At 32.7% G+C, this 22,497-nt stretch carries 23 protein-coding genes; all 23 read right to left on the bottom strand.

The features are described 5' to 3' along the window. Nucleotide 1 precedes the first annotated feature (1 nt). Nucleotides 2-1,531: a flagellar basal-body MS-ring/collar protein FliF gene (fliF, locus tag N4A40_11650; protein ID MCT4662508.1), complete on the bottom strand. Its 1,530-nt coding sequence runs from the start codon at nt 1,529-1,531 to the stop codon at nt 2-4. Between the two features lie 28 nt (nt 1,532-1,559). After that, nucleotides 1,560-1,859, bottom strand: coding sequence for a flagellar hook-basal body complex protein FliE (gene fliE / locus N4A40_11645; protein ID MCT4662507.1), 300 nt, complete (start codon nt 1,857-1,859; stop codon nt 1,560-1,562). Between the two features lie 11 nt (nt 1,860-1,870). Beyond that, a complete protein-coding gene (gene flgC / locus N4A40_11640) occupies nt 1,871-2,311 on the bottom strand; it encodes a flagellar basal body rod protein FlgC (protein ID MCT4662506.1) in 441 nt (146 codons plus the stop codon). Between the two features lie 2 nt (nt 2,312-2,313). After that, complete coding sequence (flgB, locus tag N4A40_11635) at nt 2,314-2,724, bottom strand: flagellar basal body rod protein FlgB (GenBank protein MCT4662505.1); 411 nt, start codon at nt 2,722-2,724, stop codon at nt 2,314-2,316. 172 nt (nt 2,725-2,896) lie between these two features. Then, nucleotides 2,897-3,661 (bottom strand): GTP-sensing pleiotropic transcriptional regulator CodY, encoded by a 765-nt coding sequence (gene codY, locus N4A40_11630; protein ID MCT4662504.1) that lies wholly within the window; start codon nt 3,659-3,661, stop codon nt 2,897-2,899. A 20-nt stretch (nt 3,662-3,681) separates the two neighbouring features. Then, the gene (topA, locus tag N4A40_11625; protein ID MCT4662503.1) at nt 3,682-5,763 is read right to left on the bottom strand and encodes a type I DNA topoisomerase; all 2,082 of its coding nucleotides are present in this window, start codon (nt 5,761-5,763) and stop codon (nt 3,682-3,684) included. Nucleotides 5,764-5,877: 114 nt separating this feature from the next. Continuing rightward, nucleotides 5,878-6,963, bottom strand: coding sequence for a DNA-processing protein DprA (gene dprA, locus N4A40_11620; protein ID MCT4662502.1), 1,086 nt, complete (start codon nt 6,961-6,963; stop codon nt 5,878-5,880). Between the two features lie 122 nt (nt 6,964-7,085). Beyond that, the gene (locus N4A40_11615; protein ID MCT4662501.1) at nt 7,086-8,609 is read right to left on the bottom strand and encodes a YifB family Mg chelatase-like AAA ATPase; all 1,524 of its coding nucleotides are present in this window, start codon (nt 8,607-8,609) and stop codon (nt 7,086-7,088) included. A 25-nt stretch (nt 8,610-8,634) separates the two neighbouring features. Further along, nucleotides 8,635-8,988, bottom strand: coding sequence for a YraN family protein (locus N4A40_11610; GenBank protein ID MCT4662500.1), 354 nt, complete (start codon nt 8,986-8,988; stop codon nt 8,635-8,637). Then, a complete protein-coding gene (locus tag N4A40_11605; GenBank protein ID MCT4662499.1) occupies nt 8,981-9,244 on the bottom strand; it encodes an EscU/YscU/HrcU family type III secretion system export apparatus switch protein in 264 nt (87 codons plus the stop codon). The genes N4A40_11610 and N4A40_11605 overlap by 8 nt, the downstream gene beginning before the upstream one ends. After that, a complete protein-coding gene (locus N4A40_11600; GenBank protein MCT4662498.1) occupies nt 9,241-10,734 on the bottom strand; it encodes a hypothetical protein in 1,494 nt (497 codons plus the stop codon). The genes N4A40_11605 and N4A40_11600 overlap by 4 nt, the downstream gene beginning before the upstream one ends. Before the next feature lie 8 nt (nt 10,735-10,742). After that, nucleotides 10,743-11,591: a ribosome biogenesis GTPase YlqF gene (gene ylqF, locus N4A40_11595; protein MCT4662497.1), complete on the bottom strand. Its 849-nt coding sequence runs from the start codon at nt 11,589-11,591 to the stop codon at nt 10,743-10,745. Nucleotides 11,592-11,706: 115 nt separating this feature from the next. Next, entirely contained in the window at nt 11,707-12,051 is a 345-nt protein-coding gene (gene rplS, locus N4A40_11590; protein MCT4662496.1) for a 50S ribosomal protein L19, read from the bottom strand. Nucleotides 12,052-12,154: 103 nt separating this feature from the next. Beyond that, nucleotides 12,155-12,889, bottom strand: coding sequence for a tRNA (guanosine(37)-N1)-methyltransferase TrmD (trmD, locus tag N4A40_11585; GenBank protein ID MCT4662495.1), 735 nt, complete (start codon nt 12,887-12,889; stop codon nt 12,155-12,157). 2 nt (nt 12,890-12,891) lie between these two features. Beyond that, nucleotides 12,892-13,425, bottom strand: a complete 534-nt coding sequence (gene rimM, locus N4A40_11580) for a ribosome maturation factor RimM (GenBank protein MCT4662494.1) — start codon at nt 13,423-13,425, stop codon at nt 12,892-12,894. Nucleotides 13,426-13,464: 39 nt separating this feature from the next. Further along, nucleotides 13,465-13,692, bottom strand: coding sequence for a KH domain-containing protein (locus tag N4A40_11575; GenBank protein MCT4662493.1), 228 nt, complete (start codon nt 13,690-13,692; stop codon nt 13,465-13,467). Between the two features lie 47 nt (nt 13,693-13,739). Beyond that, a complete protein-coding gene (rpsP, locus tag N4A40_11570) occupies nt 13,740-13,985 on the bottom strand; it encodes a 30S ribosomal protein S16 (GenBank protein ID MCT4662492.1) in 246 nt (81 codons plus the stop codon). Between the two features lie 28 nt (nt 13,986-14,013). Then, nucleotides 14,014-15,369 carry a signal recognition particle protein gene (gene ffh / locus N4A40_11565; protein ID MCT4662491.1) on the bottom strand — a complete coding sequence of 452 codons (1,356 nt, stop codon included), beginning with the start codon at nt 15,367-15,369 and terminating at the stop codon, nt 14,014-14,016. Continuing rightward, complete coding sequence (locus N4A40_11560; protein MCT4662490.1) at nt 15,369-15,743, bottom strand: YlxM family DNA-binding protein; 375 nt, start codon at nt 15,741-15,743, stop codon at nt 15,369-15,371. The genes ffh and N4A40_11560 overlap by 1 nt, the downstream gene beginning before the upstream one ends. A gap of 100 nt (nt 15,744-15,843) precedes the next feature. Then, a complete protein-coding gene (gene ftsY / locus N4A40_11555; protein MCT4662489.1) occupies nt 15,844-17,064 on the bottom strand; it encodes a signal recognition particle-docking protein FtsY in 1,221 nt (406 codons plus the stop codon). A 29-nt stretch (nt 17,065-17,093) separates the two neighbouring features. Next, nucleotides 17,094-20,678, bottom strand: a complete 3,585-nt coding sequence (smc, locus tag N4A40_11550; protein ID MCT4662488.1) for a chromosome segregation protein SMC — start codon at nt 20,676-20,678, stop codon at nt 17,094-17,096. Continuing rightward, nucleotides 20,644-21,780: a radical SAM protein gene (locus N4A40_11545; GenBank protein ID MCT4662487.1), complete on the bottom strand. Its 1,137-nt coding sequence runs from the start codon at nt 21,778-21,780 to the stop codon at nt 20,644-20,646. Before N4A40_11545 ends, smc begins: the two co-directional genes overlap by 35 nt. Next, complete coding sequence (rnc, locus tag N4A40_11540; protein MCT4662486.1) at nt 21,773-22,495, bottom strand: ribonuclease III; 723 nt, start codon at nt 22,493-22,495, stop codon at nt 21,773-21,775. The genes N4A40_11545 and rnc overlap by 8 nt, the downstream gene beginning before the upstream one ends. Nucleotides 22,496-22,497 lie beyond the last annotated feature (2 nt).

The raw sequence follows: 22,497 nt of genomic DNA, 5'->3' as shown, positions 1-22,497 counted from the left end.
TCTATTCTTCACTCATCCAAGTACGCAACAATGCAGCAACTGCTTCTGGTTTTTTGTCAATGAAATTATCAATCTGAACCTTGTACTCAGATTTTTCGCCTTCATAGTCAATCTCTTCAACATCAGATGTTTCTTCCAACCCTTCAGCAAGAAAGTCTGTAATATTTTCTTCTTCTTCTTGTTTAGCACCTCTTCTTCTAACTATAACTATTACAAGCACAATTATAAGTAATGCCGCAATAGCAAGTACTGCATATATCCATACTGGAATGCTAGTAGTTTCTACAGTAGTAGTTTCTGTATCTGTTGCAAATTTACCCGTACTTATCTTTACTTTTTCAACAGCAACTCCTGCAGTATTTCCAACAAGTCCTGCTAATTCTTTTTTCCTATCATCGGTCATGCTACCATCTATCAATGCATCTTCATTTATAACCACTGCAATAGTAATGTCTTTTACATTTCCCGCATTTTCTATTATTCTAGTATTAATCTCGTTTAATTCATAAGTAATAAGTTTGTGCGCTTTACTTTTATTGTACGCATTCTCGTCTCCCGTTACGTAATCTGTAACGTCTTCTGTATTAGGTTCTGTTCCTACTACATTTGCACTTGTCGCATTCACAGTTGATTCTTGCAAATCTTCCATATTTCTAATAAGTCCCTCATTAGAACCTTCAACTGGAGGCTGAAATACCTTACTATCTATCGTTTTACTATCAAAATCCAACGTAACATGTGTCAATACATCAACATTTCCACGTCCATATAGATTTTCTAAGAACGTTTTTAAACTTCGATTTAATTGTAATTGAATAACGCTTTGCATTTTAAGCTGATCACTTGCATCTATCGTTTCACTAAGCATTTCGTCATAATATCTACCATATTGATCTGATACTGCAACATTTTCAGACTCTAAATTCTGAAATGCCCCTGCAACTAAATTCTGTATCGCAGTTACCTTCTCTTGCTTTAATGCATCTTCTTCGCTTAATGTTACAAATACTGATGCTGTCCCTGTTCCTTGATTCAAAAACGTAGTGTCATTTGGAACGTCAATATTTACAACAGCTTTGTCAATACCTTCAATATCACCAATTATTCCCTGCAATTGATTTGTTTTAGCTATTTGCAACTTGTTTTTGGTAACATATTCAGTTTCTGCCCAGTTTGTATTGTCAAAAACCGATGAAATATCGTAATCATCTTTTGGTAAACCTAAGCCAGCCAATTGAATTTTAACTTTGTTGACCTGCTCTGTAGGTACTAATATCGTCGTTGTGTTATTATCCTCATATGTCCAGTTCACTCCCAATGAAGTCAATTGTTCTGTAATTTCAGATGCATCCTTCATTGACAAACCTTGGTACAGTATTGAATAATTTACTCTAGTCATCATTATTATTGCAATAGTTATAATTGCGACAATAACCCCCGCAACTACACCCATTTTTATTTTTTTAGATTTTTCTGTGTTCTCCCAAAACTCGGTTAACTGAGTTCGTAGTTTGGACAAAAATTCGCCCACATCATCACCCCATTTACGTCTTTATGATCTATACTTGTAACCTCATGATTTCCTTATAAGCCTCAATAATTTTACCATGAACTTTTAAAGTAAATTGTAACGCTATATCAGCTTTTTCAGAAGCTATCATTGGATCATGTAAATTGTCTATATTTCCTAGTGATAATGCTTCTTTTGCCTTTATATCTTCTTTCTGTAATGTGTTAACTTCCGAAAGAACCTTATCTAAAACATCAGAAAAAGTGACATTTGAACCTGCCACTTTTTTTATCGTTTCCGACGGTTTAGTTTCAGTGCCTCCAATTATTTTATTAATTGAATTTATCATAATTTCCTCCACTAGCGAATAATATCAAGTGCCTTTAAGCACATGTTTTTCGAAGTATTCATTGCTGTTATATTTGCTTCGTAACTTCTAGACGCTGTAATCATATCAACCATCTCTTTTATCGTATTAACATTTGGTTTAAGCACATACCCTTCTTCGTCTGCATCTGGATGTCCTGGTTCATATACCCTATTAAAAGGTGATTTATCCTCAACAATCTTACTTATCTTTACTCCCGAACCTAACGATTTAGTATCACCATCAATTGCCTTTTCAAGCATTTCTTCAAAGTTAACTTTTTCTTCAAATGCAACCATCTGTCTTCTATACGGTCCGCCATTAGCTGTTCTTGTAACATCTGCGTTAGAAATATTCTTAGAAATAATATCCATCCTAGTTCTTTCAGCTGTTAATCCCGATGCGCTTATATTAAAAGCATCAAATGCTCCCATAACTAACGTCCTCCTTCATCAATTATCATTTTCCACTTTTTAAATTCCTTGCTAGTTTGTCCAATAAGTGAATTATACGTAATATAATTTTTAGTAAGTTCTGCCATTTCAGTATCTGCATTCACATTATTTCCATCTCTTCTAGTCGAATATCCACCCTCTACTTCTACCTGAAACTCATCCTTAGCATCTTCCTTACTAACCATTCCAGAATCTTTGATTTTAAATCCCGAACTATCATCCATTTCTTTCTTTAACACACTTTGAAAATCAACATCTTTTCGCTTATATCCAGGTGTGTTAACGTTAGATAAGTTATGATTTAATACTTTATTTCTCTTCCACGCTCCATCTAAAGCACGATTCATAAGTTCTACTCTATCAAAAGATATTCCTAATAGATTTCGGCCCATCCATATCGCCTCCTAAATCTCTTTATTCTATTTTATATGATTTCGACTCATTTTAAAAGTATTAATAACACTCTACACTAAATTAATCGGCAAAATTCTGCACTTTCTTTAAAAAAAGAGGAAAGATTTATAAATCTTTCCTCTTTAAATATTAATAATTCTATTCAAATTTTTACTTGACGATATTTAGCTCTGCTAATAAATACTCATTTAATATTCTAATATACGTACCCTTCATTCCGAGTGACCTAGATTCTATAACACCTGCACTTTCAAACTTTCTAAGTGCATTTACTATAACTGAACGAGTTATACCTACTCTGTCCGCAATTTTACTTGCAACTAACAAACCTTCCTCGCCTTCAAGTTCCTTCAAAATATGCTCAATAGCTTCTAATTCCGAATACGATAATGTACCAATAGCGATTTGAACTATTGCTTTTTTTCTAACTTCTTCTTCTAATTCATCATTTTTAGCTCTAATAATTTCCATTCCAACTATAGTAGCACTATACTCACAAAGCACTAAATCATCTTCTGTAAACTTCTTATCTTTTCTATTAAGAACTAAAGTTCCTAATCTGTCTTTAGCACTGTGGATTGGAATAATAGTCATAGTAGCACACTCATCATTGCAAAGAGCTAACAATTCAGGCGCATTTTCACTGCTTAAGTTTTCTTTAGTTTCTTTGATCTTTAATAATTTTTCATTATACTCTGCATCCAATCGCATATCATCATCTGTAACCGCAACTATTAATTGTTCTTGATCAACCGATGCTCCTAGTATCTTACCTCTTCTACTAGTAATATATACTTCAGACCCTAATATTTCTCCAAGCGTACGGCTCAAATCCTCAAACGATACAGGATTATTACCGCTATCCTGTAATATTTTATTCAGCCTTCTTGTCTTAGTCAATAATGATTCACTCATATGTTACCTCCCAAAATTCTTTACTCTATTTCCTTAATTTCTTCTTGATGACCGCACACTGTACATCTCAAGTAATTTTTTCCTTTTCGCCTTTTCACCACTGTTAACTCACCACAAACTGGACATTTTTCAGTATGTGGGCGATCCCATGAAACAAAATCACATTCTGGATATTGATCACAACCATAGAATGTTCTTCCTTTCTTAGATCTTTTTTCAATAATTTCACCCTTTTCACATTTAGGGCATGTTACACCAATCTTAACTATAATTGGTTTTGTATTTCTACATTCTGGATATCCTGGACAAGCTAAAAACTCACCAAATCGGCCTCTTTTTTTAACCATATTGCGCCCACACTTTTCACAAATTTCATCTGTTTCTTCATCTTTTATCTCAATTTGACTAATTTCTTCTTCAGCAATTTTCAAATCTTTTTCAAAATCCTTATAGAAAGCACCTATTACTTCTTGCCAAGCAAAAGATCCTTCTTCTATTCTATCAAGATCAGCCTCCATTTGCGCTGTAAAATCTTTATCCATAATTTTTTTAAAGTACTGCTCTAATATCTCAGTTACAATGAATCCTAAATCCGTTGGATAGAACTGCTTTGTTTCAAGATAAACATAACGCCTAGCTAAAATAGTAGCTACTGTAGGAGCATATGTACTCGGTCTTCCTATACCAAGTTCCTCCATAGTTTTTACCAAAGAAGCCTCTGAATAACGAGCCGGCGGCTTAGTGAAATGTTGTTTGCCTTCAAGCTCGTCACACTTCATTTTATCGCCTTCACCAACTTTAGGCATTTTAAATTTATATGCAGTATTTTTTTTATCATAAACTTCCATAAAACCTTTAAATGAAAGTCTTGAACCACTAGTCTTAAATATATGATCATTCGAATTGAGAGCTATAGTAACAGTCTCAACCTCAGCTGGTGCCATTTGAGATGCAACAAACCTTTGCCAAATAAGGCTATAAAGTCTATATTGCTCTCTACTAAGCGACTCTTTTATTTTATCAGGCTCCAATTCAACCTTTGAAGGTCTTATAGCCTCATGAGCATCTTGAACTGATTTTTTCTTCTTGCCATACTTCTGTTTTCCACAATAATATTTTTCATCAAAATTTTGTGCTATATAATCTGCAACTGCATCTAATGCTTCTTCTGATATACGAACAGAATCCGTTCTGATATAAGTAATCAAACCGATTGTTCCCTCACCCTTTATATCTATACCTTCATACAATTGCTGCGCAATTCTCATAGTCTTCTTTGTAGAAAAACCAATCTTTTTTGCAGCGTCCTGTTGTAATGAACTCGTAGTATATGGTGGTACAGGTTTTTTCTGTTTCGTTGTAGTTTTTATTTGATCTACAAAAAAAGCATCTCTATCAATCTCAGCTAATAAATTATTAGTTTCTTCTTCGTTTTTCAGTTCAATTTTTTCTATCTTCTTGCCAATCTTTTTCCCAGAATACTTCGCTTCAATCTTAACTCTAGCTTTAGAAAATTTACCTTCTATTGACCAGTACTCATCTGGAATAAAATCTTCTATTTCTCTTTCTCTATCACAAATCAACTTTGTCGTAACCGATTGAACCCTACCAGCACTAAGTCCCTTTGAAACTTTCTTCCAAAGTAAAGGACTTATAGAATAACCTACTAACCTATCTAGTATCCTTCTAGCTTGCTGAGCATCAACCAAATCCTGATTGATTTTCCTAGGATTTTTAACTGCGTTTTTGACCGCATTTTTCGTTATTTCATTGAATTCAATGCGATTAGCCTCTGTAGAAGACAGTCCTAATGCAGCAGCTAAATGCCATGATATTGCTTCCCCTTCACGGTCGGGGTCAGTTGCAAGATATACTCGGTCTACTTTTTTAGCTTCTTTCTTCAATTCAGCTAATACAGGACCTTTTCCTCTAATAGTAATATACCTTGGTTCAAAATTATTCTCTACATCTATACCAATCTTGCTTTTAGGCAAATCTCTAATATGACCTACCGATGATTTTACTTTATAATTTTTTCCTAAAAATTTTCCTATAGTCTTAGCCTTTGCTGGTGACTCCACTATTACTAAACTCTTAGCCAATATTTGCACCTCCGAATTTTGTGTATTTGGCATCTTATAATGTTTTTTTCTTTCAATTGTTTTCTTCAAAGGCTTATAATCTATCGTAAAAACACTAATGTTTTCTAATATACATTAATTCCTCAATTGAAATATATTTCTTGGCAACCTCATTATAATACCCTTTATTTCTAAAAGAGTCAATATTGAATTTAATTTTGATGCTTCAAAATTAGTCTCGTAGCCTATTGCATCAAAGTGAATTGGTCCATTCTCAAGCAAATTGTAAACAATTTTTTCTGATTCTGATAGCACTGGTAGCTTACAATCTTTAGGATTAGAATCAAATACTCCGTATAAATTTTCCAATACATCTTTACACTCTGTAACCATTATAGCCCCTTCTTTAATAAGTTGATTTGTCCCTTGGCTATATAGACTATTAACATTTCCAGGTAATACTAAAACGTCTTTTCCTTGTTTCAAAGCATAATCCACTGTAATCAACGTACCACTTTTCTTTTTTGCCTCTACGACAAAAACCGCATCAGACAAACCACTTATAATTCTATTTCTTTGCGGAAAATTCGATGCTTTTGGCTCCATTCCAAGTGGATATTCTGAAATCAGCGCTCCAGATTCTTCAATTTGACTATATAATTTTTCATTACATTTTGGATAAACTCTATCCAGCCCATTTCCCAATACTGCATAAGTTATTTGATTTGCTTCTAATGCTCCTTTATGTGCTATAGCATCTATACCCTTCGCCAAACCACTTACTATACAAACTCCTGCTTTTGCAATTTCTCTCGAATACTTCTCTGCAGCCCAACGCCCATAGTAACTTGCCTTTCTAGGCCCTACTATCGCAAGAGATTTATCTACTTCTTGAATATTTCCCTTGTAATAAAGTACACATGGTGATTGGGGAATATCTCTAAGTTTTTTGGGAAATTTGTCATCGCAATTAACAACCACTGAAACTCCTTCATGTTCTAATTTCTCAAAATAATCGAAATTTATACTGTTCTTTTTATAAGAATAAATTTTCCTAAGTATATCACGCTTTCGCTTAGGTAAAACATTCAATGGTATATCCTTTTCACTAGAATGCCAAAATTCATCTAGTGAACCAAAATACTGCTTCAAAAACAATATAGTTTGAGGACCTACTCCTCGTAAACTCGTTAACCAAATGATTATATCTCGCTCATTCACAGCGTTCATCTCCATTTTTGAGAATATTCATAATATTCTAGAGCCAACGACAATTTATATTATAAGTCTAAACTAGCTCTATGTAAACCTTTTTCATAAAATTCATTCAAATTTTAATTCAATCAATGATATTTTCTATCTAATTGTCTATACTGTAACGCCTCAGCTATATGCGTTTCATTTATCTCTTTGCTTCTTTCCAAATCAGCTATCGTTCTAGATATTTTAAGTATATTATTGTATCCCCTAGCGCTCAACTTCATCCTTTCAAATGCCATCTCAAGCATCTTCTTCGCATTATTATCTAAAACACAATATTTTTCAATATTCTTGCCCTGAAGCTCCGAATTAGAATATATCCCATCTTCTTTGTACCTTTCTCTTTGAATGTTTCTAGCAGCTTCTACTCTAGATCTAATTTCACTAGAGCTCTCCTCTTTCGCATGATTTTGTAAATCCGATATATTTACACATGATACATCAACTTGTATGTCCATGCGATCTAAAAATGGTCCACTCAACTTATTAATATATCTATCTATTTCCGCACTAGTACATGTGCATTCATGTCTTGGATCCCCGTAATACCCACATTTACAAGGATTTGCTGCAGCTAGCATTATCTCAGAACATGGATAAGTATAACTCCCCTGAACTCTACTTATGGTGACAACTCCATCTTCTAATGGTTGTCTTAATGCCTCTAATGTCGCTCTATTAAATTCTGGAAGTTCATCCAAAAACAATACTCCAAGATGTGCAAGAGAAACTTCTCCAGGCATTGGTTTTATACCGCCTCCAACTAGTGCAGTTTTTGAAATAGTATGATGTGGAGCCCTAAATTGCCTTGACCTTATGAGACACCCATTCTTAAGCAAACCTGCAACGCTATGGATTTTAGTAACTTCTAAAGCCTCTTCAAAACTTAAACTTGGTAATATTGAAGGAAACCTTTGCGCTATCATACTTTTTCCCGAGCCTGGTGGTCCGATCATAAGCATATTATGTGCTCCAGCAGCTGCAATTTCAGCTGCTCTTTTAACTTGTTTTTGTCCCTTCACATCCGAAAAATCTAGCACAGTTTTTTCTTGATTAAATACAATTTTTTCATTCAAATATGGCTTTTTATTCAAATCTCCATTAAACCATTCTACAACCTGCCTTAGCTCATTAAACTCATAAACATAGACATCCTTTATTGCCGAACACTCGTCTTTATTTGAGCTAGGAACAATAAACTTCTTATACCCCAATTGTTTCATTGCTATAATCATAGGAAGTGCACCATCTATCCTATTTATCCCACCATCTAATGAAATTTCTCCTAAAATACATATTTCATTTAAATTTTCTGCTTTTTTTATTTCTCCCATAGCTGCTAGCAACGCTATAGCTATAGGCAAATCCAATTGAGACCCCTCCTTCCTAAGATTTGCTGGCGATAGATTTACCGTAACCTTTTTTATTGGAAAATCATATCCTGAATTAGAAATCGCAGTTCTAACTCTTTCTTTAGATTCACGAATAGAAATATCCGGCAATCCTACCACTATAAATCCTGGCAATCCTCTTGACAAATCAACCTCCACTTCGACTATATTCCCTTCTAGTCCATGAAGTACACATGATTTAACTTTTGATAACATGATTATTACCTCGATTCTCTACAAATTAAAAAGCATTTACTATATGTCGTATGGCTGTTTTATTCTGTTCGTACTTTATTATTTCAATAACATCGAATCTAGGTTGCTTATTCTTCCATTGACCCATTTGCCAATATATATTCGCAACCTGTCTAATATTCTTTTGCTTTTTTGGTGTTACTGCTTCAACTGGCCATCCTTTATCACAGTCCCATCTCATCTTCACTTCAACAAAAACTATAAATTCGCCATGTAACATTATCAAATCAACTTCTCCAAACTTAACCCAATAATTCATGTCTAATAATTCATATCCCTTATCAGATAAATATTTGATAGCTATTCTTTCTCCATGAGCTCCCTTTGATCTATTATTCAAATTCACGATCTAATTGATAAACAAATGCCAATATCCCTGCAACGGCTTCAAACATATCAGATGGAATTTCACTAGCTATCTCCACATTAAATAGCGACTCGGCAACTTCCTTATTTTCAACAACATTTACCTTTGCATCCTCAGCCGTTTTTATTATTCGCTCTGCAACATACCCCTTACCTTTAGCTAACACTTTTGGCGCAGAATCTTCATCCGGTATATATCTAAGCGCTATGGCTTTTTTTTCCTTACTCATACTCTAAAATCAACTCCTTCCAATTTAGTAACTTCCAATAAATTTTTAAGGGCAGACTCATTTTTGCTAATTGCATACTCAATTTTCAAATTTTCATAAATTGTATCATTCAATAAGCTCATAAGTTTTTTTTGCATTGATTTAATATAATTGATAATCTTTTTTTCTTCTCCGATAAATCTAATTGCTAAACTCGAATCATTTTGATAACACAAAATTTTTATCTTCCCTAGATTTTCAGTATTTAAGTCAAGTAAAACTGTATGCTGGTCTCTAATATTCTTAAATTTATTTTTCCTATAATATAATTGTCCTGATATTTTATCTTCTATATTTATGGGAATCACTGAAATATTCAAATTAGCTTCCAAAGTTGATTTGATCTTCAGTATTTTATCAAATTTGTCAGAAATTCGAGATTCTTCTTTGTCTTCTAACCCCTCTATTTTTGATTCTAAGGACTCTTTCCGTTCAACTATGGCTTTGCTCAATTCTTCTTTTAAATCGGTATATGACTGCAAATTATTCATCTTGTTCCCAAACAGCAACTGAATAACACTTTGACTTTCTCCTTTTGCTATACCAATTTTAGTAATTATATCAATAATTGATTTTAGTTCAACTCGCTGAAAATCATTATCTTTAGAATTTTCTGATAACAACTCATGCAAAAAAGAGCTCTCATCAAGTTGGATAAGAGCCCTAAAATTCTCCAAAGATAAAGGCAATTTCAGCTTTTTCAGTATCAATCCATATAAATTTAATTTTTCCTGTGGTTTACTTAAATCTTGCTTAATGCTTTCTAATTCTAATTTAAAATTTTTGTCAAGTTCTACTAACTCAATTTTTTCACTTTCAGCAATTTTAGTAGAACCTAATTCTAAATTATCCGCAGACTGGCTAAACACATTTTCTTTTAGTTCACTCATTTCACTAATTTCAACGTTATTATTCGTATTAAAAGTTAATTCCACTTGATTAGAAGGCAATTTAACATATTCTATACTAATATTATCATCTATAGTATCAGAAATAAACTTTGTCGCATTTTTTACTTGAATGATTTCATCTTTTGAAAATTCAAACCCAAGATTCTTTGCTAAATCTATTATTTCATTCTCTCGACCCTTCGAATCAAGTATACTACCGTAATTCATTTTTTTCAAGTCTGTTAATAGCGATTTTGTCAAAACTTTTGCATCATTTTCCGGTGCTTTATTATATTTACCATTTTCTACATTTTCAACTTCAATTTTTTCTATTTTAGTTAATTCATTTTTCCCACTAACCAAAAATTTAAATTCATTACCAATCTCTAAGTTTTCTTCATCACTTAAATTACCCTTTAAATAAAAAGATTTATCACCATCATCCGTCTTTACTATTATTTCATCTGACTTTATGTCTAGTAAAATTCCTGTAATCCATTTTTTCAAATTTGTCTTAATATTTTCAGGTTTTATATTTCCATTATCAATACTAAGCTTCATATCATCACCTATTTCTCTGGAAATTCTAATGTTATCCTTCCTATAATAGCTCTCCTAAACTCATCTAGTATTATATGGGCTATTCTCGTATAATCAATTTCTCTTGATTTCATTATACAACCACGTTTCCTTGCTATAATCTCCATAGTATCTAAACCATTATCTACATTTACTTCCACTTTATATCTTTCTTCTAAATACATTGGGTCTATCAATATAAGTCTCTCTATCAATCTTAGTGCAAGCGTTTCAGTATCCATAATTTCATCTCTTATAGCACCCGTAAACGCAAGATGTTTTGCAACCTCCTCGTCTTCAAATTTAGGCCACAAAATCCCTGGAGTATCAAGTAATTCTAAGTTATTAGCTAGTTTAACCCATTGTTTACCCTTTGTAACTCCTGGTCTATTTCCAGTTTGAGTACTTTTACGCTTTGCTAATGCATTGATTATCGTAGATTTCCCTGCATTTGGAATACCAACTATCATTATCCTAATTGGACGATTAACTATTCCTTTTTCTAATTGCTTAGCTCTCTTATCACCCATAGCTTTTTCAGTAACTTGTATTAATTTTTTTACACTTTTGGTTTTATTTTGTTCCATAAAAAGTGTTGGGTATCCTTGCTTCTCAAAGTATCTTTTCCAAGCAGCATTTCCTGTTTCAGAAGCTAAATCAGCCTTATTCATTATAATAACACGCGGTTTGCTCTGAACTAGTTGATCTATTTCAGGATTTCTACTACTTACAGGTATTCTTGCATCAATTACTTCATAAACTATATCGACCAATTTTAGGTTTTTCTGGATCAATTCTCTTGTTTTTTTCATATGACCTGGAAACCAGTTAATATTCATACGCTCACTCCTTCTCAATACATTAAACATCTAAAGACATCTTATTGCCTTCACAAATTTATTGTAAAATCCATTTTAAAAAAATAATGGGACTGATTTCAGCCCCATCATCTCTTTAGTAGTTAGTTTTAGCTTTAACTCTAGCACTCTTACCTGTTCTTTCACGTAAGTAGTGAAGTCTAGCTCTTCTTACTTTACCTTCACGTACTACTTTCATCTTTTCGATTTTTGGTGAATGAACTGGGAATACTCTTTCAACACCTACGCCATAAGAAATTCTTCTTACTGTAAATGTCTCTCTAGCTCCTGTTCCTTGACGTTTGATTACTGTTCCTTCAAACATCTGAACTCTTTCTCTGTTACCTTCTTTGATGTGGTAGTATACTTGAACTGTATCTCCAACATTAAATTCAATAACCTCTCTTAACTGCTCTTGTTCAATCATTTTAATTAAATCCATTTATATTTCCTCCTTCTCGATTCGATGTTCTTACCCGTCAGGCAGAGGAACACACGGAATGAATACCTCAAAAATTATAACATTTAAAAAGAAATATTGCAAGTTATTTTTTTATACCATAGCCTTTTTCCTTCAAGTACTTAATATCGTTTTTTGTTAAATCATATTTTTCAATCATATCTGGTCTATTCTTTGCCGTTATTTCTAGAGATTTTTCATGTCTCCACTTATCAACATTTGCATGATGACCCGATAATAGCACTTCTGGTACTTCTTCTCCCTCAAACACTCTAGGTCTTGTATAATGTGGATATTCAAGCAATCCTTTGTAATGTGAATCTTCCTCATACGATTCCTGTTTTCCTAACGCATCTGGCAATAGTCTAACAATTGTATCAACTAAAGCCATTGCAGGAATTTCACCTCCAGTAAGAACGTAATCACCTATTGATATCTCTTCATCTACATAATTATCAATAAATCTCTGATCTATCCCTTCGTAATGTCCACAAATTATAATTAAGTGATTATCCTCTGCTAGTTCATTTGATTTTTTTTGGTTCAAGACACTCCCTTTAGGACTCATATATATCACTCTAGCATCTTCATACCCCTCTATACTTTTCAGTGCTCTAGCTATAGGTTCTGGCTTTATAACCATACCTGCCCCTCCACCAAAAGGATAATCATCAACCCTATTGTGTTTATCTTCAGAAAATATTCTAAAATCAATTGCCTCTATTTCAACCAAATCTTTCTCTATTGCTCTCTTTATTATACTTTCCTGTAATACTCCATCAAACATTCGGGGAAATAATGTTAATATATCAATCTTCATTATTATATCATCCCCTCTATAACGCTAACTCTTAATACCTTTTCTTCTTCATCAATTTCTTCAATAAAAGCTTCTACAAATGGTATCATCCATTCTTTTTCATCTTTATTTACCACCAACACTTCTTGCGAACTAGAACCTATACTATTAATTACTTCTCCTAAATTTTCATCATTACTATTATTTATAACTGCAAATCCAATTACCTCTCTAGCAGATAGCCCTTCTTCTTCCTCTACTTTTGAATCTTGCTTATCTATAAATATCCCTTGATTTTTTAGTTTTTTTATTTGGTCTATGTGATTATAATTTTTGAGTTTAATTGTAACCATATTCTTATACTCCGAAATTTTTTCAATAACAAGATCTTCAAATACTCCCTCTATGAATATTTTATCACCAATTTCTAAATAAAATATTTCGTCATTCTCTGGAAATACTTTAAATTCTCCTTTTAACCCTTTTGCGCTTGAAATACTACCAATTTTAACAAGTTCTCTCATCATCATCACTCCAACCATTATGTACTTTATCAAAATATAACTACAAAAAAAGGGACTAGATTAGTCTAATCCCTATATAATTTCCACAACAACTCTTTTTTTATCTTTAATCGCTGCTGCTTTAACTACAGTTCTAATTGCTTTTGCTATTTTGCCTTGTTTTCCAATGACTTTTCCCATATCGTCAGAAGCTACTTTCAACTCAATAATTGTTGTATTAGTTCCTTGAACTTCGTTAACAACTACTTCATCTGGATTGTCTACTAAAGACTTTGCAATCACTTCTACTAATTCTTTCATCATATTCAACTCCTCAAAAGCAATAGTGGTAGAACTTACATCAAAACCTACTCAGTAATTCCGTTGCCTTTGAACAACTTGTTAACTGTTTCTGTTGGTTTTGCACCGTTAGCTAACCATTTTTTAGCTTTTTCATCATCAATTTTAACTACTTTTGGTTCTGAAACTGGATTGTAGTATCCAATCTCTTCGATGAATTTACCATCTCTAGGAGCTCTAGAGTCAGCTACAACTACTCTATAGAAAGGTTTCTTTTTAGAACCCATTCTTTTTAATCTGATTTTAACTGCCATATTGTTTCACCTCCTTTACTATTGTTATTTATCTAAATGGATTTAATCCAAATTTACCCTTTTTACCTTTTTTCTTCATCATTTTTTCCATGCCAGCAAATTGTTTCATCATCTTCTTTGTCTCTTTAAATTGCTTAAGTAATCTATTTACATCTTGAACCTTCATTCCACTGCCTCGTGCAATTCTCTTTCTTCTGCTAGCATCTATTATTTCTGGATTAGCTCGTTCTTGTTTTGTCATTGACAATATAATAGCCTCAACTCTTGAAATCTCTTTATCATCAACATTTAAATTCTTTAATTGCTTGGAGTTTACTCCTGGCAACATTCCAATAATATCAGTAAGCGAACCCATTTTTTTCATTTGTTGCATTTGATCTAGAAAATCATCAAATGTAAAACTCTGATCTTTTATCTTTTGTTCTAGTTCTAATGCCTTTTTCTCATCATAATTTGCCTGAGCTTTCTCTATAAGACTTAGCATATCTCCCATACCAAGTATTCTAGAAGCCATTCTATCTGGATAAAAAACTTCGAGAGCAGACTCATCTAATTTCTCACCAACACCAATAAATTTTATAGGGCTCCCTGTAACTTCCCTTATAGAAAGTGCAGCACCACCACGTGCATCACCATCTAGCTTCGACAATATCGTACCGGTTATAGACAGTCTATCATTAAACGTCTGAGCAACCGAAACGGCATCTTGACCAGTCATAGCATCTACAACCAGAAGTATTTCACATGGATTAACCGAAGCTTTTATTTCTTCAAGTTCTTCCATTAAATTATCATCTATATGCAATCGACCAGCAGTATCCACAATAACCAAATCATTATTGTTTTCTTTTGCCTGAGCAATACCTTCTGCTGCTATTTTTACTGGGCTTTCTTTATCACCCATTGAAAATACAGGCACTCCAACTTTTTCACCAACTACCTGCAATTGTTTTATCGCAGCTGGTCTATAAACATCACACGCAACTAACAGCGGTCTTTTTCCTTTTTTCTTCAAAAGACTTGCAAGCTTACCTGAAGCAGTAGTTTTACCAGCTCCTTGTAAACCACATAGCATTATAACTGCCGGTTTTCCAGACAACTCTAACTTGCTCTCTGTCTCTCCCATTAGTTTTGTTAGTTCTTCATTAACAATCTTTATAACCTGTTGTCCAGGAGTTAAACTTTCCATAACCTCTGAACCTATTGATCTTTCTTTAACTGTTTTAATAAATTGTTTAACTACCTTAAAGTTAACATCAGCCTCAAGCAAAGCAAGTTTTACTTCCCTCATTGCATCGCTAACGTCTTTCTCAGTCAACTTCCCTTTACCTTTTAGTTTATTCAAGCTATTTTGAAGCTTTTCTGCTAAATTCTCAAATACCATTATTTATCCTCCTGATTATTCTCTAATATACCCTTAGCTAGGGAAATAATCAGCTCTAAGGTTTCATGATATATTCCCGAATCCAATCCTTCAACATGAATCTTATTAGCCAATTCTAGAATCTGTTCTGCTCGTTTCTTATTTCCTTCAAACTTAGCTATCAATCCTAGTTTGGTTTCATATTCATAAAGGCCTTTTTCAGAGCGCTTTAACATATCATGAACAGCTTGTCTACTGATCTGTAAATTTTCACCGATCTCACTTAGCGATAAGTCCTCTAAGTAATATAGTTCAATAACTCTCTGTTGCTTTGAACTCAAAAGATTACCATAGAAATCATATAACATTGCTATTTCAACGAATTTTTCATACATAATTTATCGCCTCGACTGTAAAGTAATTGACTTGACTCAATAGATTTTATATTAATTCTACTAATTTGTCAAGCCTTTTTCTTTACATCTTCACTATTTTTTAAGAAAACATAGCATCTACAAAATCTTTCGGATTGAAATCCTGCAAATCATCGATTCCCTCTCCTACTCCAACAAGTTTTACGGGTACAGATAATTCTGACTGTACAGCTAGCACAACTCCACCTTTAGCCGTCCCATCAAGTTTAGTCAAAGCTATTCCAGATATATTGCATGCCTCTTTAAACGTTTTCGCTTGTATTACTGCATTTTGGCCCGTAGTCGCATCTACTACAAGTAGTACTTCTCTAGTTGCATTTGGATACTCTCTTTCCACTATTCTAAATATTTTATTAAGCTCATTCATCAAATTTTTCTTATTGTGAAGTCTACCTGCTGTATCACAAATTAAAACATCAGATTTTCTAGCCTTGGCAGCTTGAATACCATCAAATATAACAGCCGCTGGATCAGCACCTTCCGTATGGGCAACTATATCTACTTCTGCTCTATTTGCCCATTCTGTTAATTGCTCAATTGCTGCTGCTCTAAACGTATCACCTGCTGCAAGTAAAACACTTTTCCCTTCATTCTTAAGTCTAGCAGCTACCTTTCCTATCGTTGTTGTCTTTCCAACACCATTTACACCAACCACTAATATAATTGCTGGCGATGGTTCTAAATTCAACTTATTACCTAACTCTGACTCAGTTAATATTTCAGAAATTTCTTCTTTGAGAATTGCTCTAATTTCAGTTGCTTCTGTTAACTTTCTCGCTTTAACCTTAGCTCTCAAATCGTCAATAATTCTCATAGTTGTAGGTACTCCAACATCTGCCATTATCAAAATTTCTTCTATTTCCTCAAATAACTCCTCATCAATTTTCCCATAACCACTAAGTATATTATCAATTTGTGATGTTATGCTCTTTCTTGTTTTCTCTAATCCTTTTACAAGCTTCGCAAAAAATCCCATTTTTTTCTTAGGTTTATTTTCTTCCTCAGCTCTACGCTCTTCTTCAGCCTTACGTTCTTCTTCAGCCTTACGTTCTTCTTCAGCCTTGCGCTCTTCTTCGGCCTTGCGTGCTTCTTCAGCCTTGCGCTCTTCCTCAGCCTTGCGCTTTTCCTCGGCTTCGCGTGCTTCTTCAGCCTTACGCTCTTCTTCGGCTTTACGCTCCTCTTCGTTTTCTACATCATCTTCACTTTTTGTTTTTTCTACATTTATCTCTTCTATATTTTCTTCTTCTTTTCTTTTTTTTCCCTTTTTAAACCACGAAAAAATCCCCACTTAGTTTTCTCCTCCTATTTTAATTATTGTATAAAATGATTTATAGACTCCTCTGTCAATTTCACAGAAACTATTTTACTTACACCTTTCTCTTCCATTGTAACACCATATAAAGAATCAACAGCTTCCATAGTTCCCTTCCTATGTGTTATTACTATAAATTGTGTTTGATCCGCATAATGATTCAAATAATCTGCAAACCTACATACATTTGCATCATCTAATGCCGCCTCAATCTCGTCAAGTATACAAAATGGACTTGGCTTCATTTTCAATATAGCAAATAACAAAGCTATTGCAGTCAATGCTTTTTCTCCTCCTGAAAGCAACAATATACTTTGAAGTTTCTTTCCTGGAGGCTGTGCTATTATATCTATGCCACTTAGCAATATGTCTTCTTCCTCAGAAATTACAATATCTGCTTTTCCTCCTCCAAATAATTGTAAAAAAATCTCAGAAAAATTCTTTCGTATAACCTCTAGATTATCTTTAAACTGAATTCTCATCTGAACTTCCATTTCTTCAATAACCTGTTCAAGTGAATTTTTTGCCTCTATCAAATCATGTTCCTGCTCTTTGAGGAAATCATACCTTTCCTTCACTTCTTTATACTTCTCTATCGATTCTAAGTTTATGCTTCCTAATGCTTTTATTTTATTTTTGAGTTTTTTCACTTCATCATCTAATTTTAAATCATCAAATTCTTCCAGTTCAATTTTTTTCAAATCTTCAATTCTGATTTCATAATCCTCAAAAAGCTTATCTTCCATAGCATTTAATTTTAAATCTTTCTTTTCAAGCTCTATTTGCAGCTTATGTCTCTTGTTCTGATTGTTTTCTAACTCTGATTTTATATTTTCAATTTCTTTTTCAATAAATGCTAACTTATCTTTCAAATCATCTTTTATATTCTTTACATCAACTATCTTTTGATTTTGAGCATCTAAATTATTTCTTTGATCTTCTTTTTCAGATTTTATTTTTGTTAGCAATTCCTCATTTTCACTTCTATTGTTCCCGCATTTTTGAATCAATTTTGCTCGCTCTAATTCTTGTAATTTACTCTTTTCTATTCTACTGTATATTTGATTTAATTCATTTTTTCTACTAGTTACCTTTTCAGCACATGAAGCTACCCTAATCTTCAGCTCACTAATTTCGTGCTCCAATAAATTTTCACTTTTTAAAAGTTCGCCTATGTGAATGTCTAAAGCTGTCATTGATTCTTCAATCTTTTCTTTTTGAACTCTTATTCTTTCAGCCTCATTTTTCATAGATTCTAATTGTCTCAAAGAATTATCTTTTTCATCATGAATTCCACCGAGTTCACTTGAAAACTGATTTATCCGGTTAATCTGATCTTTTAACTTCTCATCTATATGTTTCTTATGATTTTCGAGTTTCTGCAATAAAAGTACTTTTTCATTTTTTAACTTACTTAAATCATCAACTATAATTTTCTGTTCTTCAAGTTGCTCTACAGCCAAATGATATTCATCTCTTAGTAAATCATACCTGTCTCTAGCTTTTTTTATGTCAATTTTTAATAAATCAAGTTCTCTATTTCTTCCAAGCAAACCCGCTTGTTTTTTGTTATTTATACTACCACCAGTAATAGACCCTCCAGGGTTTAAAATATCTCCCTCAAGCGTAACTAGTTTGAACTTATAACCAGTTTGTTTTGCAAAATTTAGAGCATCGTCTATTTTTTCAAAAACGATAACTCGTCCCAGTATATATTCTATTACACTCTTGTATTTATCATCATAATCAATTAATTCAGAGGCAATTCCCATAAATCCATTAGCTCTTTTAAGTCTATCCTCTAACTGAACTTTTTTCCCTTTCATTGCATCAAGTGGCATAAATGTAACTCTTCCAAGTCTATTCTTTTTTATTTCAGCCAATATACTTTTAGCTGATTTCTCAGTCTCTGTAACTAAGTTTTGGAGAGCACCACCGATAGACATTTCTATTGCTGTCTCATATTTTTCTGGCACTTGAATAAGGTCTGCAACGACACCTTCAAAACCTACTTTTAAATTTTCATTATTATCTAAATAATCCAGTGTCTTTTTTACACTCAAAAAGTACCCTTCATGCCTATTTTTCATTTCATTAAGTATTTTGTATTTCGACTTAAGCGAATCAAATTTTCGTTCTGTTTCTCTTATTGAATCACTTTTTTTAATTAATTCATTCTCAAGTTTGTTTTTAGAAAAAACTATTTGTTCTCTCTTTTCTTCTACTTCATCTAAGTTCTTTTTTTCTATGGAGAATTCATCATCTATCTTATCGAAATCATCACTTAATTGTTTTTGATTCTCTTTTTCAGATTTCATCTTATTCTCTAAATCATCTATTCTCGATTGTATATTAGCTTCAAAATTTCTATATGAAGTTTCTCTAGTTTCTATAGCCGTTAAATCATTTAAAAATTTAACATACTGGGTACTCATTTCATTTTTTTGAGTAGTTTTTGAATCCAAATCTTCCTTTATTTCTTTTAGCTTCTCTTCTTTACTTAAAATATCCTCATAACATAGTTTCTTCTCATCTTCAAATGAATCTATTTGTACTTCAAGGTTGGATATATCTGCTTTATCTGCCTCACTATTTTTTTCACTATCTTCATTTTCAATTTTATATCTTTGCAAATCTCTATTGGCTACTGCAATTTTCTCATTTATAAGCTCTATCAAACCTTCTTTTTTTTGAAGTTGCTCTTTTGTTTCTGCTATTTGATCATTTAGGCCTTCTATAACGACCTCTAATTGTTGTTTTTCTAAATCATCATTTGCATAAATTTCATGCTTTTCTTTTTCTCTTTCTTGAAGTTCTCTACGTATATTTTCTATATCGTTTAATTTATCAAATATCTCTTCTTTATTTTTTTCTATTTTGATATAGTTTTTCTTATAATGTGATAATTCTTTATCTCTCAACTGTTCCTTATATTTGATATATTTTTCAGCTTTGATTGATTGTTTTTCTAATGGTTCTACTTGTTTTTCCAATTCAAAAATAATGTCTCTAGCTCTCAAAAGATTCTCATCAGTTCTATTTAATTTTCGCTCTGCATTGGTTTTTCTACTCTTGTACTTTACTATACCTGCAGCCTCTTCAAACAATTTTCTTCGATCTTCAGGTTTTGTACTTAGTATTTCATCAATTTTGCCCTGTCCAATTATAGAATAACCATCTGTACCTATTCCGGTATCCATAAACAATTCTTTTATGTCCTTAAGCCTGCATGCAGTTTTGTTTAAATAATACTCACTATCACCAGACCTAAACACTCGCCTAGTAACCATAACTTCTCGGTATTCTAAAGGAAATTTTCCATCACTATTGTCCAAAATCATAGTAATTTCAGAATAATTAAGTGGTTTTCTCTTATCTGTTCCATTAAATATTATATCTTCCATCTTACTACCGCGAAGTGATTTCGCACTTTGCTCACCTAATACCCATTTAATAGCATCAGATATATTACTCTTTCCACTTCCATTTGGACCCACTATTCCCGTTATTCCTGTTTCAAAATCTATTTTAGTTTTATCTGCAAAGGATTTAAATCCTTTTAGTTCTAATCTTTTTAAATTCAACTACGCCACCCTCTAAGGTTCTGTATTTTTCTGCTACTTTTTTACAATATTTAGATAAATCTAGTATTTTTCGTTGTACTTCACCATACATATCTTCCAATACTAACTCTATAAAATCTTCATTACTTCTTTTAGGCTCAAATCGCATAAATCCACATATATACTCTTTATACCTAATTACATTACTTTTGTTCTGTCCAACTACAAATGATATCAAAGATTGTGGAACATTAAATTCAGCATTTTTATATTCGTTTCCATCTAATACACTTTCTATATAATCCCCATATAGAGATGATAATACCAAGCTCCTAAATGCCGGATGAAATGGCCCTGCAACCACATCATTTCCCCAAGATATTCCGTCGGTTGGCTGTAGACCCATTCTGATAATGTTTATATCTCTTGACTCAAATAAAATATACGCTATTTTGCAAAATTCAACAGCTTTTTCAACAGACAATGGAGTATACTCGTCATTTTCATACAGCTCTTTTAATCTAGTTCCCTTTATAACAAGTGTAGGATATAAACGAACAAAATCAGGTGATAAATCAATCACCTGATTGAGTGTTTTTAAATCACTCAAATAATTCGTTTTGTATAGTCCTGGCATAATTTGTATGCCTACTTCAAAACCTGCTATTTTTAATCTTTCCACTGCACCTATAACATCACGGGCATTATGCCCACGATTAGATGCTTTTAAAACTTCATCATCAAGGGACTGTACCCCTAACTCTACAATATCAACTTTGTAAGCTTTAAGTAAATCTATAATGCTACTATCTACTCTATCAGGCCTAGTTGATAATCTTATTTTTTCTACTCTGCCACTTTCTTTATAGTCAAGAGCTACCCTTAATAATAACTTTTGATCTACCTTATCAATTCCCGTAAAAGTTCCACCGAAAAATGAAATTTCTATAGAATACTTATTCGAATCTAATGTTTCTAAATGTTCTTCTATTATATCCTTCGCTTTTTCTGGTGTCATACTAGTACTAACATTCGTTATCTTCTTCTGATTACAAAATATACAGTCATTCGGACAGCCCAGATGTGGCACAAAAATAGGTATTATCTTCGTCTTTTTACTCATTTTTATTATCTAACTCCACAAGTGCATTTTTAGCTGCTTCTTGCTCTGCATCTTTTTTGCTCTTACCTTGTCCTACGCCTAACAATTTGCCTAAATTTGAAACTTCAACTACGAATGTTTTATTGTGATCTGGTCCTTTTGAAGAAACTACCTTGTATCCTATTTCAGCTATACTATTTTTTTGAAGTTCTTCTTGTAAATGTGTTTTATAGTCCCAAAAAAGTTTTCCTTCTAAAGCATCATTTATTACATAGGTCAAGTTCGCAAGTGCAAACTCTTTAGCATTTTGAAATCCACCATCACTATAAATCGCAGCAAGTAAGGCTTCAAATAAATCAGCCAGTATCGATGTTCTTTCTCTACCTCCAGTAAACTCTTCACCTTTACCTAAAAGCAAATATTCCCCTAAATTAATTCTCCTAGATACCGATGCTAGCGATGCTTCACAAACTATAATAGCCCTCAATTTAGTTAATTCTCCCTCAGGCAAATCGTGAAATTTATTAAATAAATAATCACTTATAACAAGACTTAGTACAGAATCTCCTAAAAATTCTAATCTCTCATTAGATTGTATTTTTGTATCCTTTTGTTCATTAACATATGAGCTATGCATAAATGCTGTGTTTAAAACACTTTTTTCATTAAAGCAATACATGATCTTGTTTTCTAATCCTTTTAAATGCTCTAATCTTTCTTCTGACAATTGGTACATGT

The sequence above is a fragment of the Tissierellales bacterium genome (genome assembly GCA_025210965.1).
Classification (GTDB): Bacteria; Bacillota; Clostridia; order Tissierellales; family JAOAQY01; genus JAOAQY01.
This window is presented reverse-complemented; position numbering and strand designations above follow the sequence as displayed.

What these genes read in the sequence shown, in the direction of transcription:
- flgB (MCT4662505.1), bottom strand. Translation starts at nt 2,724, where the DNA reads ATGGGCCGAAATCTATTAGGAATATCTTTTGATAGAGTAGAACTTATG.
- codY (MCT4662504.1), bottom strand. Translation starts at nt 3,661, where the DNA reads ATGAGTGAATCATTATTGACTAAGACAAGAAGGCTGAATAAAATATTA.
- ffh (MCT4662491.1), bottom strand. Translation starts at nt 15,369, where the DNA reads ATGGTATTTGAGAATTTAGCAGAAAAGCTTCAAAATAGCTTGAATAAA.
- rpsP (MCT4662492.1), bottom strand. Translation starts at nt 13,985, where the DNA reads ATGGCAGTTAAAATCAGATTAAAAAGAATGGGTTCTAAAAAGAAACCT.
- N4A40_11605 (MCT4662499.1), bottom strand. Translation starts at nt 9,244, where the DNA reads ATGAGTAAGGAAAAAAAAGCCATAGCGCTTAGATATATACCGGATGAA.
- fliE (MCT4662507.1), bottom strand. Translation starts at nt 1,859, where the DNA reads ATGATAAATTCAATTAATAAAATAATTGGAGGCACTGAAACTAAACCG.
- N4A40_11615 (MCT4662501.1), bottom strand. Translation starts at nt 8,609, where the DNA reads ATGTTATCAAAAGTTAAATCATGTGTACTTCATGGACTAGAAGGGAAT.
- N4A40_11560 (MCT4662490.1), bottom strand. Translation starts at nt 15,743, where the DNA reads ATGTATGAAAAATTCGTTGAAATAGCAATGTTATATGATTTCTATGGT.
- rplS (MCT4662496.1), bottom strand. Translation starts at nt 12,051, where the DNA reads ATGGATTTAATTAAAATGATTGAACAAGAGCAGTTAAGAGAGGTTATT.
- N4A40_11600 (MCT4662498.1), bottom strand. Translation starts at nt 10,734, where the DNA reads ATGAAGCTTAGTATTGATAATGGAAATATAAAACCTGAAAATATTAAG.
- N4A40_11545 (MCT4662487.1), bottom strand. Translation starts at nt 21,780, where the DNA reads ATGAGTAAAAAGACGAAGATAATACCTATTTTTGTGCCACATCTGGGC.
- trmD (MCT4662495.1), bottom strand. Translation starts at nt 12,889, where the DNA reads ATGAAGATTGATATATTAACATTATTTCCCCGAATGTTTGATGGAGTA.
- flgC (MCT4662506.1), bottom strand. Translation starts at nt 2,311, where the DNA reads ATGGGAGCATTTGATGCTTTTAATATAAGCGCATCGGGATTAACAGCT.
- ylqF (MCT4662497.1), bottom strand. Translation starts at nt 11,591, where the DNA reads ATGAATATTAACTGGTTTCCAGGTCATATGAAAAAAACAAGAGAATTG.
- N4A40_11575 (MCT4662493.1), bottom strand. Translation starts at nt 13,692, where the DNA reads ATGAAAGAATTAGTAGAAGTGATTGCAAAGTCTTTAGTAGACAATCCA.
- rnc (MCT4662486.1), bottom strand. Translation starts at nt 22,495, where the DNA reads ATGTACCAATTGTCAGAAGAAAGATTAGAGCATTTAAAAGGATTAGAA.